The sequence below is a fragment of the Tardiphaga sp. 768_D3_N2_1 genome, assembly GCF_052076105.1.
Classification (GTDB): domain Bacteria; phylum Pseudomonadota; class Alphaproteobacteria; order Rhizobiales; family Xanthobacteraceae; genus Tardiphaga.
The window spans coordinates 1017748-1032561 of sequence record NZ_CP197245.1 but is presented as its reverse complement, the minus strand read 5'-3'; the positions used below and the strand labels follow the sequence as shown (position 1 = coordinate 1032561).

Here is a 14814-nt window from a genome sequence, read left to right as displayed (position 1 = left end):
GTTGCGATACCTGTCCCTCAGAGCACTACCTGCTATTGTCCTGAGCACCATGTTGGCATACGGGATGTCGACAGTCGCGATGGCCGACACACGTCGCCTGTCCCTGATGCCTGATCCGCGCGGCGAATTCATTCGGCTCTGCGCGCCCTTCATGGTGTCGCGCTATGCGCATCCCGAAGCGATCTGCGACTGCGTCCGCACCGCGCTGATCAGCGAGATCGGCGATCGCGACATTCTCGACGCCATTCTGTACGGGGTCACCGAGCGCGGCGTGCCGACGTTGAACCAGAACTGGCTTCCGCCGGAAAAACGTCCCCTGATCGGTCACACGATGACGGCGATTGCCGAGCCAACGCTGGATTGTATGTTCGGCAACGGCCCCGCAAAGCGTTCGCTGGAAGCTGTGCCGATCGATGGACTTCCGGCAATGCCGCCAGTGCAGGATCTGACGCCTTAAGCGACCGATGCGCCCGGCGCGAAAGCGGCACGCCGACGCGCGCGCAACATCAGCGCCATGATGATGGTGACGTTGAGCACATTCCAGGCGAGGCCATTCATGAATGCTGCCGCGTAGGAGCCCGTGGCGTCGAAGATGACGCCGGACATCCAGCCGCCCAGCGACATGCCGCCCACCGTACCCAGGATAACGATGCCGACACGCGTCGCGGCTTGCGAGGCCGGCATCGCCTCGCGGATGACGATGGCATAGGCCGGCACGATGCCGCCCTGGAACAGGCCGAACATCGCGGAGATGATGTAGAGCGAGGCAAGGCTGTCGAAGAACAGGTAGAACAGCAGCGCGACGCCCTGCGCGATCGATCCCACCAGCAGCGTGCGGATGCCGCCGATGCGGTCAGCGAGGAATCCCGAACCGACGCGGCTGATGATGCCAAAGGCCAGCATCAGCGACAGCATCTCGGCGCCGCGCGTCACGCCGTAGCCGAGATCCCCGCAATAAGCGACGATGTGGACCTGCGGCATCGCCATGGCGACACAGCAACCGATGCCGGCGATGAAGAGAAGCGTCGTCAGCGTGTTGTTGCCGAGCTGGAGATCGACCTTCGGCGGCGGCGCATTGACGTGACTACGTCGTGTCACCGTACCCATCTGCGCACGCAGAACTACGAGCATCAGCAGCATCAGAACGGTTGTAACGACCCCGACACTGATATGCGTCGCGCGCCAGCCAAAAGTCAGAATGCCCCAGCTGACAATCGGCGGCCACAGCGTGCCGCCGATATAGCTCCCGGTTGCAGCGACGGTCACCGCGATGCCACGCCGGCGCTCGAACCAGTGCGACGCTTCTGCCATCAGCGGCCCGAAGGTCGCCGACGATCCCGCTCCGATCACCACATGCAGAAGATTGAACTGCCAGAGCGCCGTGGACTGTGACGCAATGAGATAGCCGATGCCCATCAGGACGGTGGCGAGCGAAATCGTGGCCACGATGCCAAACCGGTCCGTGAGCTTGCCGGCGACCACGCCGCCGAGGCCGAAGCCGACCATGGTCAGGGTAAAGGCCAGCGAGGCCGCGCCGCGGCTGGCCGCGAAATCGGCCTGCACGGCCGGCAGCGCCACCACCACCGACCACATGCCGACGGACCCGAGCGAGCCGATGACCAATGCAAGCGACAGCCTGATCCAAGCCTGGCGGGAGTCAGGCAGGAACGGCGTCGAATCTGAAGTGGGGGTCGCGATGGTCACGGCGGCAACATCCTCGGCGTGTCCCCACAGGTCAAGCGACATGCCGAAGGATTAGGCATGCAGAAGCAGCGCAACAGCGCCGTTTCGGTCAAAACTGGCGTGAGACTTGTGGCGGAGCCATGCAGTAACGCCTCGTTAACCCTTTGCTAACCATACACACGGCAAAAATTGCCGAGTGGAGTCGCGTCTCGTCAGCCGATCGGGGGAATGCCCGTGGATGCCAGTGCGGTGCCTCACTTGCGGATCGGCGGCCCTCCGGCCGCTGCGCACACGTTTGGTGGTCGCGAACGACATTCGCGCGGGGAAGCGGCATCGATGACGGATTTGATCGCGGGTCAGGGTCTCGGGGGACCCAAGAGCGGCGGTTTCGACTTCGCCAGCATCAAGACCAATGTCTTGCGCGGCGATATCGGCCTCGCATTTGGCGTTCTGATCATTCTTGTCATCCTGATCATGCCGCTGCCGGCGATCGCGATGGACCTCTTTCTTGCCATCTCGATCACCATGTCGGTGCTGATCCTGATGACGGCGCTGTTCACCCAGACGCCGCTGGAATTCTCGTCGTTCCCGACCGTGCTGCTGATCTCGACCATGCTGCGGCTGTCGCTAAACCTCGCCTCGACCCGCCTGATCCTGTCGCACGGCCATGAGGGCACCGCCGCGGCCGGCCACGTCATCGAGGCGTTCGGCAACTTCGTGATGGGTGGCAACTTCGTCATCGGCATCGTCGTGTTCGCGATCCTGGTGATCGTGAACTTCATCGTCATCACCAAGGGTTCGGGTCGTATCGCCGAAGTCGCCGCACGCTTCCAGCTGGACTCGATGCCCGGCAAGCAGATGGCGATCGACGCCGATCTGTCGGCCGGCCTGATCGATGAAGCCACGGCCAAGGCGCGCCGCAAGGACCTTGAAGACGAAAGCGGCTTCTTCGGCGCCATGGACGGTGCTTCCAAGTTCGTCCGCGGCGATGCCATTGCCGGCCTGCTCATCACCGCCATCAACGTCATCGGCGGCATCATCATCGGCGTCGCGCAGCAGGGCCTGTCGTTCTCGGAAGCCGGCCGCACCTATACGCTGCTGACCGTCGGCGACGGTCTGGTCACACAGGTTCCGGCTCTGATCGTCTCGACCGCCGCTGGCCTGCTCGTCTCGAAGGCGGGCATCACTGGCGCCGCCGACAAGACGCTGATCAGGCAATTCTCTGGCTATCCGCAGGCGCTGGGCATGTCGGCCGGCGTCATGCTGACGCTGGCGCTGCTGCCGGGCATTCCGATGCTGCCGTTCCTCGCACTCGGCGGCGGCGCAGCCTATCTCGCCGTCACCGCCAACAAGCGCAACAAGGTCGCCCGTGCCGAAGTCGCGCATCAGGCTGCAGCGCCTGCCGCCGCCGCAGCAGCACAAGCCGCCGCCGCGGACGAGCCGATCTCCGCGTCGCTGAAGATCGACGATCTCAAGATCGAGCTCGGCTACGCGCTGCTGCCACTGGTCAATGGCCCGGACGGCACCGATCGCCTCACCGAGCAGATCAAGGCGCTGCGCAAGTCGCTCGCTGTCGAGATGGGCTTCGTGATGCCGTCGGTTCGAATCCTGGACAACGTGCAGCTCGAAGCCAACACCTACGTCATCAAGATAAAGGAAGTGGACGCCGGCACCGGCCGCATCTGGCCGAACCAGTTCATGGTCATGGATCCCGGCGGCAATCAGGTCAATGTCCCGGGCATTCACACCACCGAGCCAACCTTCGGCCTGCCCGCGACCTGGGTCGATGCCGGCCTGAAGGAAGAAGCCTCGCTCAAGGGTTACACCGTGGTCGATGCCGCCACGGTCTTGTCGACGCATCTGACAGAGCTGCTGAAGGGCAATATGTCGGATCTCCTGTCCTACGGCGAAGTGCAGAAGCTGCTGAAGGACCTGCCGAAGGAGCAAGGCGAACTGGTCAAGGATATCGTTCCGTCGCTCATCACCGTCTCGGGCATCCAGCGCGTGCTGCAATTGCTGCTCACCGAACGGATTTCGGTGCGCGATCTCTCGACCATCCTCGAAGGCATTGCCGACGCCCTCGCCTTCTCGCGCAACCCGTCGACCATCGTTGAGCATGTGCGTGCGCGCCTCGCGCGACAGATCTGCGCGCAGAACACGTCCTATAACGGCTACCTGCCGCTCATCGCCCTGTCAGCGCAGTGGGAGCAGGCCTTCGCGGAATCGATCATCGGCACCGGCGAAGAACGCAGCCTGGCGATGCAGCCGTCGAAGCTGTCGGAGTTCATGACCACCGTGCGCGATCGTTTCGAACAGGCCGCGCGCGAAGGCGAAGCGCCGGTGCTGGTCACATCGGCCTCGATCAGGCCATTCGTGCGCTCGCTGGTGGAACGGTTCCGCTCGCAGACCACGGTGCTCTCACAGGCCGAGATCCATCCGCGCGCGCGCCTGAAGACCGTGGGAAGCGTCTGATTCGGTGGCAAGAGGCTGGAAACCTTGCCCGAAACCGATGTAAATTCGTCACAGACAAGGGATTTGCCAGAATGTCGCATCCCGGGGCCATTTTCGGGCGAGAGCGCGAATCACATCCAACGACCTGATAAGAAATAACAATTTATAAATTCCAGGGCCAGGCCGGATGCCTTAATCGCGCCGGATCACGTCTTATCACTGCCTTGTGATCGCCTATTTGGAACGGAACGCCCCAACACCACGTTTCCTGAGCGTGATCAGTTGAACCTGCCGACGCGGACACGACACAAACGGTCGTAGGCAGAGTAAGACGGCAGGGAGCGTTTCCAATGAACCACTCGATTTACAGCGCGGATCGCATGACCCACCTGAAGGTGGTGATTGTTGCTCTGGTCGCCGGTATCTTCGTGGCAGGCTTCGGAATCTCGGCCCGCATGAATGCTGATGAAGGTTCGACCCAGACCGCGCGCGTCATCAAAGCGGGCCAGCCTGTTGCTGTAACCAATTCGAACGTCAGCATGGTCCGCTAAGGAATTCAGGAATTCGCGTGGCGATGTCCCCCAAGGTCGTCAGGTGAATAATAGAAGATCCACTTCCCCCCGAGTGGACTTCTGAATGGAAAACGCCCGCTCCCCACGGGCGTTTTTCTTTTGTGGGGTGCTTTGTTTGTGACGTCATCTGCACCGCAATCACGGCGTAACGCCGTTGGATGGCATGAACGTCTGCACAAAACCCACCCTACGATCTCGCGCTACGCTCTCAGTTGTCATGGCCGGACTTGTTCCGGCCATCCACGTCTCCCTTCGTGTGTGGCCAAGGCGTGGATACCCGGCATTCGCCGGGCATGACGGCGGAGTGTGGGGTGACGGCTGCGCGTCGTTGCCTATTCGAATTTCAAACAGCCACTGCTCTCCAGACATGCGTCATCACCCCTGTTGTTTGCGGCGCGGGGGCGCCGTCGTCGCTTGCATTCCCGCCCCCTTGTGAGAGGGCGTGCGGAACGCCAGGTGCCCGTTGCACCCTTGGGCCTGATGCGAATGCGGTCTTCCGCAATCTATAGAGTGCATCAGGACTTTCGGAAGCGTCAGGCAAGTGCCCAGCGTTCCGCCTGCGGTGTTTTTTCGACTTGCTTGCACATCTGCCTTGGCGAACGGCCCCATCACCAAAATTAGTGTCCCAGGGCGGAGGGACAGGGTAGCCTCAAGCACTTGAGCCGGACGCGTTTTGACTTGGTCGTCCGTCACACTGTCCAGGGATCTTTCCGTCTCAAGGCCGGCCGTGTCCTTGCCAGTGGCAGTGCTGGCGCAGATCCGTCCTGCCCGAAGACAGACGTCACCCATGAACCGCGTAACGCCGCATCTCCGGCGTCCACCGCATCCCACCCCGCGAACGTGACGATCGCGATCGCCCCTCTCGGTGGGGCAGGACGAAGGGGAATATAATCAGCGTAGGTATGTTGTCAACGGTTGATAGGAAAAAATGTTTGGCGTTATCTTGCCGCCCCACACTGTCATTCCGGGGCGGCTGCGCGCCTTCGCGCAGACGAACCTGGAATCCCGACCTGTTTTGCGCTGAACACGTCGAGATTCCGGGTCCGCGTCCGGCAAGTGCCGGCCGCGGACCCGGAATGACGAGTTTGGAACGGGATTCCCCGCCACTCCATGTGGAGTGGCTGAGGTTCGCACTACAGCGGCTGCACCGCTTTCGTGCGCCCCGGAATGACAGTCGGGAGGTCAGCGCCCCGGAATGACGAGTGTGGGGCAGAATTGGCGAGTGAGCTAAACGATCATCGCGCCGGCGGCACGGTCTCGATCAGCTTGCCGGTGAACACGATCGGGCCCGTGGCGAGGCCGGTCGGAGAACCGCCTTCCGGCTCGACGGTCACGGCAAAAGTCGCCTGATTGACGACGTCAGGATCGTAGGCTGCGAGTGCAGCGCGCGATGTGAAGTCGTTGCTGCCGATCACGCCGAGCGAACGCGGACGCTGCAGCTTGTCGGACACGATCCAGAGTTCGTAGCTTTTGCCGGCCTGCGGTTCGGCACCAACCTTGCGCACTGTGAAGTTCTTGGTCGCCGCATCGACAGTGAGGATGAATGCGGGTGACGCAGCATCGGTCTGCAGCAAGGCGACGTATTGCGCCTGAGCTGCTGCGGGCGGCGCGATCGGCGCTGGCGCCTGAACAACCTGCTGCACGGCCTTCGGGCGCAAACTGGGCGGCAGCAATTCGGGGCGATAGGCCTGCACGGCAATCAGCGCAACAAGCATGGCGGCAATCGCGGTCATGCCGGTAGCAACGCCGCGCCAGCGCTTTGCCTGCTGAGAGAAATCAATCACGTTCGAACGATCGAGCGGCGCACTATCAAGATTCGAGTGATCAACGGCAGGTGGTGCAGCGACGGCAGTCGCGGCAGCAACCGGCTGCGGCGCTTCGGGATGCACGATGGCTTCCTGCGTACCGGCCAGACCGGTCGCAGCGCGGATTTTCTCCCAGATTTCAGGACGCGGTTCGACAAGTCCGACCATCTGATTCAAAACGCCGAGCTTGCGCTCCCACGCCTCGACCACAGCGGCAAAATCCTTGTCGACGGACATCATGGCCTCGACCTGCACGCGCTCTTCGGCATCGAGCGTGCCGAGCGCATATTCCGCGGCAAGTGCGATATGGTCTTCGCTATAGGCCATCATGTCAGTCCCAGACACTCCCGGATGTCCATCATGCTGCGGCGCAGCCACGTCTTCACTGTATTCACCGGCGCTTCGAACTTCGCCGCGAGTTGTTCGCGACTCCAGCCATTGTAGTAAGCAAGCAGCACCAGTTTCTGGCGGTCCGGCTCCAGCCGGCCCACGCACTCCAACAAGCGCTTCAATTCTTCGGTCATTTCCCGACGTGCGAGCGGATCAGGCGTATCGGCCGCGACTTCCATGGCGGCCGGCTCTTCCTCGATAGAGACTTCGCTTCTCTTGCGAACCACATCGATAGCCCGGTTACGAGCGATCGACACCATCCACGTAATCGGCGAGGCCAGACCGGGATTGAACTGCCCGGCACTGTTCCAGATCTTGACATAGGCTTCCTGGATGACTTCCTCCGCGAGATCCTGTCTGCGCAAGATACGGAGCACGACGCCAAAGAGTTTCGCGCGCGTCGCTGCATATAGGCGCTCAAAGGCGACTTCATCCCCTTTGGCAACTGCGGCAAGAAGCCAGACCAGTTCAGCCGGCGTCAGCATTACGTCTCCTCAACCCCAAAATACCTTTCGCCGTACGGAGGTGCCGCGCGGCGGTATTCCCTGTCGTAACACAGATTACATTAGACGGGCCATGTCGCAGTTCATGCTGTGGACAGACCACAAACAGCAAACCCGGACCTTGCGGCCCGGGCTTGATGAACTTCAATCCTGGAGGCTTGTTGCTTGCCGCTATTGCGGATCAGGCCACTGCGCCGATGCGGGCACGCATCAGACCAATGCTATCGAGGTCGGCCTGTTCGCGCGCATTCTCTTCGTCGCGCGCGCGGGCCTGGTCGCGCTCGTCGAGCAGTTCGACCTTCTTGAGTTCTTCGAAAGCTTCAGTCAGCAGGGCCTTTGCGTCTTCGAGCTGCACGCGCAGCTCATCGGCAGAGCGCGTCAGGTTTTCGCGACGCTGGATCGCAGCCTTCGCGTAGGTCGGATAGGCAAAGTGGGTGGGGTCCTGGATGCCGGCGCGATCCTGCTCGGTCTGGATCTCGCGCTCGAGATCGACTGACATGCGCTGGAAATCGGCGATCATGCCTTCGATCTGATTGACCCGTCGGCGCTTCTCATCGACCTGGAACTTCTTCAGGCGGATCAGGGTGTCACGTGACTTCATCGACTCATACTCCCCAGAAGTCCCAATCTCAACGCGGGACACAACCGGCCGCCCGCAAGGGGTTGGCCAGCCGAAACTCGTCTCTGAGGGTCATGATGGCCTGACAAAGTTAGCGTTCCGTTTCCAAACTACCAACGATCTGTTGCAGTTGCTGATAACCTTGGGCCAGTCCACAGACCTCGTCCTTGCGCTGCCGCAGGAATGCCTCGAGCGGCTCATGGAGCCGGATCGCCTCGTCCACCTCCGGACTGGAACCGGCGCGATAGGCGCCGAGCCGGATAAGTTCTTCCATATCCGAATAGGTCGCCATGATCTGCCGGGCCCGCGTGATCGTCGGTAGATAGGCTGGATCGCAGGACCGCGGCATGGTTCGCGACACCGACTTCAGGATATTGATAGCAGGATAACGGCCGCGCTCGGCGATGCCGCGCTGCATCACGATATGGCCGTCGAGAATGCCGCGCACGGCGTCGGCAACGGGTTCGTTGTGATCGTCGCCGTCGACCAGCACCGTGAAGATGCCGGTGATGGAGCCTTCATCGGTGCCCGGCCCTGCCCGCTCCAGCAGCTTCGGCAGTTCGGTGAACACCGTCGGCGTATAGCCCTTCGCGGTTGGCGGCTCGCCGACGGACAGACCGATCTCGCGCTGCGCCATGGCGAAACGCGTGACCGAGTCCATCATGCACATGACATCCTTGCCCTCGTCGCGGAAGAATTCCGAGATCGACAGCGTCAGATAGGCCGCTTGCCGCCGCATCAGCGCCGGCTCGTCCGAGGTCGCGACCACGACCACAGCGCGGGCCAGACCTTCTTCGCCAAGATCCTCCTGCAAAAACTCCTGCACTTCGCGACCGCGCTCGCCGATCAGGCCAATGACCGACACGTCGGCATCGACATTACGTGCCAGCATCGACAGCAAGACCGACTTGCCGACGCCGGAGCCCGCAAAGATGCCCATACGCTGGCCGCGGCAGCAGGTCAGGAAGGTGTTCATCGAGCGCACGCCGAGATCAAGCGGCGCGCCGACGCGCTTGCGGGAATGGGCCGGCGGCGGAGACGCGCGATATGGCATCGGCGCCGGGCCCTGCGGCAATGGTCCCTTGCCATCGATCGGTTCGCCCATGGCGTTCACGACGCGGCCGAGCCAGGCCATTGAAGGCCGCACCTGACTGGCGGCATTGGCGATCACCGCGCGGCAGCCGCGGCGTACGCCTTCCAGTCCGGCGAAGGGCATCACCACGGCGTTGTCGCCACTGAAACCGATCACCTCGGCGGGGATGGAGCGGCTGGTGCCGGTCTCGATCGTAATCCGGGCACCGACCGACATCGCGTGGATCGGCCCGGCCACCTCAACCATTAACCCGCGAACACCGACCACCCGGCCGTAAATATTGACGCCATCGAGGTCAGTAATCTGTTCCGCAAGGGCTTTCATCGCAAAACCCTTAAGTTTCGCTTCATTGCCGGCTCGGCCTTAACCCCGTGTTTACCCGCATCGTTAATCATTACGTCACTGTCTTGGATGACTGAGAGCATTCGCGCCATCAGAATGAAGGGGCGAGTCGATGGAGTCGGTTAAGTCCGGCTCTTAATGTGGAGCTTGAACGGGTACGGATACAAAAAGAGTCTTTGCTGCAACATCTTATGGCGATTCGACAAAAATTGCACGATTAGAGCTTGCGCTGAAGAATCAGGTTTTGTTAACCATATCCCGTCAGGATCCGAATCAGTTGTTCGTAGGCGTTTTTTGGTGCCGCAAGTATGGCGGCCGACCTGACGCCCGGAGCGGCGACTAAAGGGGACTGGCATGCGCGTTTTGCTAATTGAAGATGATAGCGCCGTTGCGCAGTCGATTGAGCTGATGCTCAAATCCGAGAGCTTCAACGTCTATACGACGGATCTCGGAGAAGAAGGCGTCGATCTCGGCAAGCTCTACGACTACGACATCATCCTGCTCGATCTCAATCTGCCGGACATGTCCGGCTACGATGTGCTCAAGCAGCTGCGGGTGTCCAAGATCAAGACACCAATTCTCATTCTCTCGGGCCTCGCCGGCATCGAAGACAAGGTCAAGGGTCTCGGCGTCGGCGCCGACGACTACATGACCAAGCCCTTCCACAAGGACGAGCTGGTTGCCCGCATTCATGCGATCGTGCGCCGCTCCAAGGGCCATGCCCAGTCGGTCATCCAGACCGGCGACCTGGTGGTCAATCTCGATACCAAGACGGTGGAAGTCGGCGGTCAGCGCGTCCATCTGACGGGCAAGGAATATCAGATGCTGGAGCTGCTCTCGCTCCGCAAGGGCACCACCCTCACCAAGGAAATGTTCCTCAACCACCTCTATGGTGGCATGGACGAGCCCGAACTGAAGATCATTGACGTTTTCATCTGCAAGCTGCGCAAGAAGCTCGCCAACGCTTCCGAAGGCCGCAACTTCATCGAAACCGTCTGGGGCCGTGGCTATGTGCTCCGTGAGCCGAACGAAGACGAAATCCGCATCCCGGCTTAAGCGTCACTCCCCGAAAGTTCTCACAAAACCCCGCCGAAAGGCGGGGTTTTTGTTTGCGTGGATGAACTCTCCCATTGCTCGCCGAGACGAATACACTGAGCGGTATCGAGCAATGTCGCTTGAAGCGCATTCGGGGGCGGAATGGTTCTGCAATCTCTGGTCGGGCTGCCGGCCTTCCTGGTCTATTTCTGCACCGGCATCGTCGCCGTAATGCTCTATCTGTTCGTCTATCTGCGCGTCACCGCACATGACGAGTTCGCACTGATCCGCAAGGATTGCGCGCCGGCATCATTGGCGCTCGGGCTCAGCCTGCTCGGCTTCGTGCTGCCGGTGGCCAGCGCCATCGTCCACTCCGCCAATGTGATCGATTGCCTGATCTGGGCGATCATCGCGCTGATCGTACAGATCGCCGTCTATTTCATTCTCCGCATTCCGGTGCCGCAATTGTCGGATCGCATCGCGGACGGCCAGATGGCGCCAGCCCTATGGCTTGGTCTCGCCTCCCTTGCCGCCGGCGTACTCAATGCTGCCTCCATGGTGTATTCGCCATGACCAGCGAGCCCGCAAAGAACTTCGGCAAGCGCCAACCCGTGCAGCCGATGCATGAGGAAGCACCGTCGCGCAAACGCTCCAACCACGTGGCGCTCCTGCTCATGGGCACCATAGCCCTGGGCAGCGGCGCCTACGCACTGATGCCGAGCGAACAGTGCGACCCGAACCGCGCCGCCATCGCCGGACGGCAACAGGAGTGTCAGCAGCGCAGCTCGTCGTCATCCTCCGGCGGCCATAGCTCTTCAGGGGGCAGCAGCAACTCCTCCGGACGCAGCAACTTCGCCAGCACCGGATCGTCATCCAGCAGCGGATATGACGGCTCCTCATCCAGCAGCAGCCACGTCACCCATGGTGGCTTCGGCTCCTTCGCCTCGCATTTCTCCGGCGGCGGCTAGTTTCTCATGCAACGCATTACCTGCGCCGAGCGCGACGATTGGCAGGCCACCGCGGCATCTACGGGCTTCGTGTTTCATACCGAGGCCGGCGACCGCTATTGGGATGAGCGCGCTTACTACGCCTTCACGCTGGATGAGATCGAACAGCAGATTGAGGGGCCGACAGCCGAGCTCAACGACATGTGCCGCGAGCTGGTCAGCCGCGCGGTCAAGGATGAGCGCTATTTGCGGCTGCTGAAGATCCCGCAAGCCTATTGGACCTTCATCGCCGCAAGCTGGCAACGGCGCGATCCCAGTCTCTACGGCCGTTTCGATTTCCAGTTCGACGGCAAAGGCCCGGCAAAGTTGCTCGAATACAATGCGGACACGCCGACCTCGCTGTTCGAGGCCGCGGTGTTTCAATGGACCTGGCTCGAACAGGCGATCGAGCGCCAGATCATCCCGAAGCGCGCCGATCAATACAACTCGCTGCATGAGCGGCTCATCGAGGCCTGGCGCAAGATCGGCGCCGACAAAGCAATTCATCTCGCAGCCGCCATGGACAATGCCGAGGATCGCGGCACCGTGCAGTATCTCGCCGATGTGGCGCAACAAGGCGGGCTCACGCCGACGCTGATCGACATCAGAGAGATCGGCTATGCCGACACCGGGCACTTCGTCGATCTCAAGGACCAGCCGATCGACCTGATGTTCAAGCTCTATCCGTGGGAGTGGATGTTCCGCGAGGCATTCGGCGGTCGCCTGAAAGGCGCATCGACACGCTGGATCGAGCCACCGTGGAAAGCCATTCTGTCCAACAAGGGCATCCTACCGCTGCTCTGGGCGATGTTTCCGAACCACCCGAACCTGCTGCCGGCCTATTTCGACGATGATGCTGCAGCCGCTGAGCTCGGCACATCTTATGTGCGCAAGCCGCTCTATTCGCGCGAAGGCGCCAATGTCACGCTGGTGAGCGGCGGCAGCGCAATCGATGCGCAGCCTGGTCCCTATGGCGAAGAAGGCTTCATCCGGCAGATGCTGATGCCGTTGCCGAACTTTGCAGATCAGTATCCGGTGCTGGGCAGCTGGCTGGTCGATGAAGTGCCATGCGGGCTCTCGATCCGCGAAGATGAGAATCCGATCACCGGCAACATGTCACGGTTCATTCCGCACGCGATTTTATAATTGCAGTCGTCCCCGCGCAGGCGGGGACCCATAGCCGCTGTAAAGATAGATGAAGCGCTATGCTCGTGACTATGCAGTTTTCACCGCATCGACCGGGCTGATGGGTCCCCGCCTGCGCGGGGACGACATCGAGTAGTAGAGTCTAGCGCGCCGGCGCAGCAGCGGTCTTGAGACCCGCAGGTGCCATGCTTGGCACGATCGACGGTGCGGCACGCAAAACGTTCGGGCGGTACAGGCCGCGCTTGTCGGCATGCGGTTTGAACGCGTCGGTCAGGCCGACCACGGTCTCGGCAGCGCCCAGCGCCAGGAAGCCATCGGGCTCCATGCACTTGGCAAGGCGGCCAAAGATCTGCGTCTTCATCTCCTGATCGAAATAGATCAGCACGTTGCGGCAGAAGATGATGTCGAACTTGCCCATGCTGGAGAAGTCCTGCAGCAGGTTCAGCGGGCGATACTGGATCATCGCGCGGATGTCCGGATTGATCTGCCACATCTCGCCGGTCTGCTTGAAGTATTTGACCAGCAGCTGGATCGGCAATCCGCGCTGGACTTCGAACTGGGTGTAGATGCCCGACTTGGACTTCTCGAGCACCTGCTGTGAGATGTCGGTACCGATGATCTCGACCCGCCATCCGGCGAGCTGGGCGCTCATTTCCTTGATGGTCATCGCGATCGAATACGGCTCCTGACCGGTCGACGCAGCCGCACACCAGATCCGCATGCTCTTGCGGGCGGCACGTGCCTGGATCATCTCCGGCAGCACGACATCGCGCAGATGGTCGAATGGAACCTTGTCGCGGAAGAAGAAGGTCTCATTGGTGGTCATGGCCTCGACCACGTCGGACGCAAGCGCGGACGAGCCGTTCTTGATCTTCTGGACCAGCTCATCAATGCCCGACAGATTGGCCTTGCGTGCGAGCGGCATCAGCCGGCTTTCGACCAGATACTGCTTGTCAGCAGACAGATCGAGACCCGAACGCTCCTTCAAGAACTTGCGAAGGAAATCGTAGTCTGCTGGTGTCATGACCGATCTCCCGAGAAAAGACGAACGACCTTCGAACCGATTTGATTGAGCGGCAGGATGGCCGAGCAGATACCCGCATTGGCGGCAGCGCCGGGCATACCCCACACCACGCTCGATGCTTCGTCCTGCGCGATGACATTGCCGCCGGCTGCAACGATATCCTTACCGCCGCGCATGCCGTCCGAACCCATGCCCGTCAGTACGACGGCGAGGATAGCGCCCTGCCAGACGTCGATGGCAGACGTGAACAGCGGATCGACAGCAGGCTTGCAGAAATTTACCGGCGGCCCGTCATCAAGCGCGATGGCGATGTTGGCGCCCTGCCTGACGGTGCGCATATGCTTTCCACCCGGCGCGAGGTAGACCTGACCGGCCTTGACGAGTTCACCATCGACACCTTCGCGAGCCGGACGCTTGCTGGCCCGGGCGAGATGTTCGGCGAGAATGGTCGTAAAGGTCGGCGGCATGTGCTGCGTGATCAGCACCGGCACCTTGTCGATCACGGCGCCGATTTCGGCAACCAGCGTCATCAGGGCCTGCGGACCACCAGTGGACGAACCGATCAGCAGCGCGCGTGGCATCGTGGCGCTGAAAGGACGCTTCACGAGCTGCGCCTGCGCAGCGACTGATGTGACGGACTTGAAAGACGGCGCAGCCTCGCGCGCCGCGGGAGCCGGTACGATCGACGGCGTCGTCGCCGACTTCAGGCGGCGGACCTTCGCGCCAAGATGACGGATCTTCTGCAGCAGGTCGTGCTTGAAGACGTCGGCTGCGGAAATCTCCCGCGTGCTCTCCGGCTTCGGAATGTAATCGGCAGCGCCGAGTGACATCGCCTTGAAGCTGATCTCCGCGTTGCGGCGGGTCAGCGTCGACGCCATGATGATGACGAGATTCCGCTTCTTCGCCAGCAGCTGCGGCAGCGCCGAAATGCCATCGAGCTCCGGCATTTCGATATCGAGAATGGCAACGTCGGGATTGATGCGCTCGATCTGGTTGACGGCATCGAGACCGGTGCGGAGCGAGGCTGCGACGGCCATGTCCGGCTCGGCCTCGATCCAGCGCGAGATCAGGCCTCGAATGACGACGGAGTCGTCCACCACCATGACTCGCAGTGGCTCATACCGCGAATCGACAACAGCAGGACTTATCACATCAACACTCATGA

Annotated in this window: 14 protein-coding genes; 7 read left to right on the top strand and 7 right to left on the bottom strand. The window is 61.5% G+C overall.

The window, feature by feature from the left end:
• The first annotated feature begins 79 nt into the window (after nt 1-79).
• Nucleotides 80-457, top strand: a complete 378-nt coding sequence (locus AB8A27_RS04765) for a hypothetical protein (protein ID WP_441240916.1) — start codon at nt 80-82, stop codon at nt 455-457.
• Here the strand turns inward: AB8A27_RS04765 and AB8A27_RS04760 are convergent.
• On the bottom strand, nt 454-1704 hold the full coding sequence (locus AB8A27_RS04760) for an MFS transporter (RefSeq protein ID WP_441240915.1): 1251 nt from the start codon (nt 1702-1704) through the stop codon (nt 454-456). The genes AB8A27_RS04765 and AB8A27_RS04760 overlap by 4 nt on opposite strands.
• 213 nt (nt 1705-1917) lie before the next feature.
• On the opposite strand from AB8A27_RS04760, the gene flhA reads away from it, so the two are divergent.
• Both flhA and AB8A27_RS04750 read left to right on the top strand, forming a co-directional pair.
• Complete coding sequence (gene flhA / locus AB8A27_RS04755; protein WP_441244825.1) at nt 1918-4155, top strand: flagellar biosynthesis protein FlhA; 2238 nt, start codon at nt 1918-1920, stop codon at nt 4153-4155.
• A gap of 329 nt (nt 4156-4484) precedes the next feature.
• Nucleotides 4485-4685 carry a hypothetical protein gene (locus tag AB8A27_RS04750; RefSeq protein WP_092150612.1) on the top strand — a complete coding sequence of 67 codons (201 nt, stop codon included), beginning with the start codon at nt 4485-4487 and terminating at the stop codon, nt 4683-4685.
• 1256 nt (nt 4686-5941) lie between these two features.
• Here the strand turns inward: AB8A27_RS04750 and AB8A27_RS04745 are convergent.
• The 4 genes from AB8A27_RS04745 to fliI form a co-directional block, all read right to left on the bottom strand.
• Nucleotides 5942-6838 (bottom strand): anti-sigma factor, encoded by an 897-nt coding sequence (locus tag AB8A27_RS04745; RefSeq protein ID WP_441244824.1) that lies wholly within the window; start codon nt 6836-6838, stop codon nt 5942-5944.
• Nucleotides 6838-7386 carry a sigma-70 family RNA polymerase sigma factor gene (locus AB8A27_RS04740; RefSeq protein ID WP_441240914.1) on the bottom strand — a complete coding sequence of 183 codons (549 nt, stop codon included), beginning with the start codon at nt 7384-7386 and terminating at the stop codon, nt 6838-6840. Before AB8A27_RS04740 ends, AB8A27_RS04745 begins: the two co-directional genes overlap by 1 nt.
• Before the next feature lie 199 nt (nt 7387-7585).
• Entirely contained in the window at nt 7586-8005 is a 420-nt protein-coding gene (fliJ, locus tag AB8A27_RS04735; RefSeq protein WP_092149167.1) for a flagellar export protein FliJ, read from the bottom strand.
• A gap of 109 nt (nt 8006-8114) precedes the next feature.
• On the bottom strand, nt 8115-9440 hold the full coding sequence (fliI, locus tag AB8A27_RS04730) for a flagellar protein export ATPase FliI (RefSeq protein WP_092149170.1): 1326 nt from the start codon (nt 9438-9440) through the stop codon (nt 8115-8117).
• A 372-nt stretch (nt 9441-9812) separates the two neighbouring features.
• On the opposite strand from fliI, the gene ctrA reads away from it, so the two are divergent.
• The 4 genes from ctrA to AB8A27_RS04710 all read left to right on the top strand — a co-directional run bounded on the left by ctrA (nt 9813) and on the right by AB8A27_RS04710 (nt 12625).
• On the top strand, nt 9813-10514 hold the full coding sequence (gene ctrA, locus AB8A27_RS04725; protein ID WP_092149173.1) for a response regulator transcription factor CtrA: 702 nt from the start codon (nt 9813-9815) through the stop codon (nt 10512-10514).
• A gap of 141 nt (nt 10515-10655) precedes the next feature.
• Nucleotides 10656-11066: a DUF350 domain-containing protein gene (locus AB8A27_RS04720; protein WP_441240913.1), complete on the top strand. Its 411-nt coding sequence runs from the start codon at nt 10656-10658 to the stop codon at nt 11064-11066.
• Nucleotides 11063-11461, top strand: a complete 399-nt coding sequence (locus AB8A27_RS04715) for a hypothetical protein (protein WP_441240912.1) — start codon at nt 11063-11065, stop codon at nt 11459-11461. The genes AB8A27_RS04720 and AB8A27_RS04715 overlap by 4 nt, the downstream gene beginning before the upstream one ends.
• A gap of 6 nt (nt 11462-11467) precedes the next feature.
• Nucleotides 11468-12625, top strand: coding sequence for a glutathionylspermidine synthase family protein (locus AB8A27_RS04710; protein WP_441240911.1), 1158 nt, complete (start codon nt 11468-11470; stop codon nt 12623-12625).
• 142 nt (nt 12626-12767) lie between these two features.
• Here AB8A27_RS04710 and AB8A27_RS04705 read toward each other — a convergent pair whose 3' ends face one another.
• Together AB8A27_RS04705 and AB8A27_RS04700 are read right to left on the bottom strand one after the other, a co-directional pair.
• Nucleotides 12768-13649 (bottom strand): CheR family methyltransferase, encoded by an 882-nt coding sequence (locus AB8A27_RS04705; protein ID WP_441240910.1) that lies wholly within the window; start codon nt 13647-13649, stop codon nt 12768-12770.
• Nucleotides 13646-14812 (bottom strand): protein-glutamate methylesterase/protein-glutamine glutaminase, encoded by a 1167-nt coding sequence (locus AB8A27_RS04700; RefSeq protein ID WP_441240909.1) that lies wholly within the window; start codon nt 14810-14812, stop codon nt 13646-13648. Before AB8A27_RS04700 ends, AB8A27_RS04705 begins: the two co-directional genes overlap by 4 nt.
• Between the last annotated feature and the right edge of the window lie 2 nt (nt 14813-14814).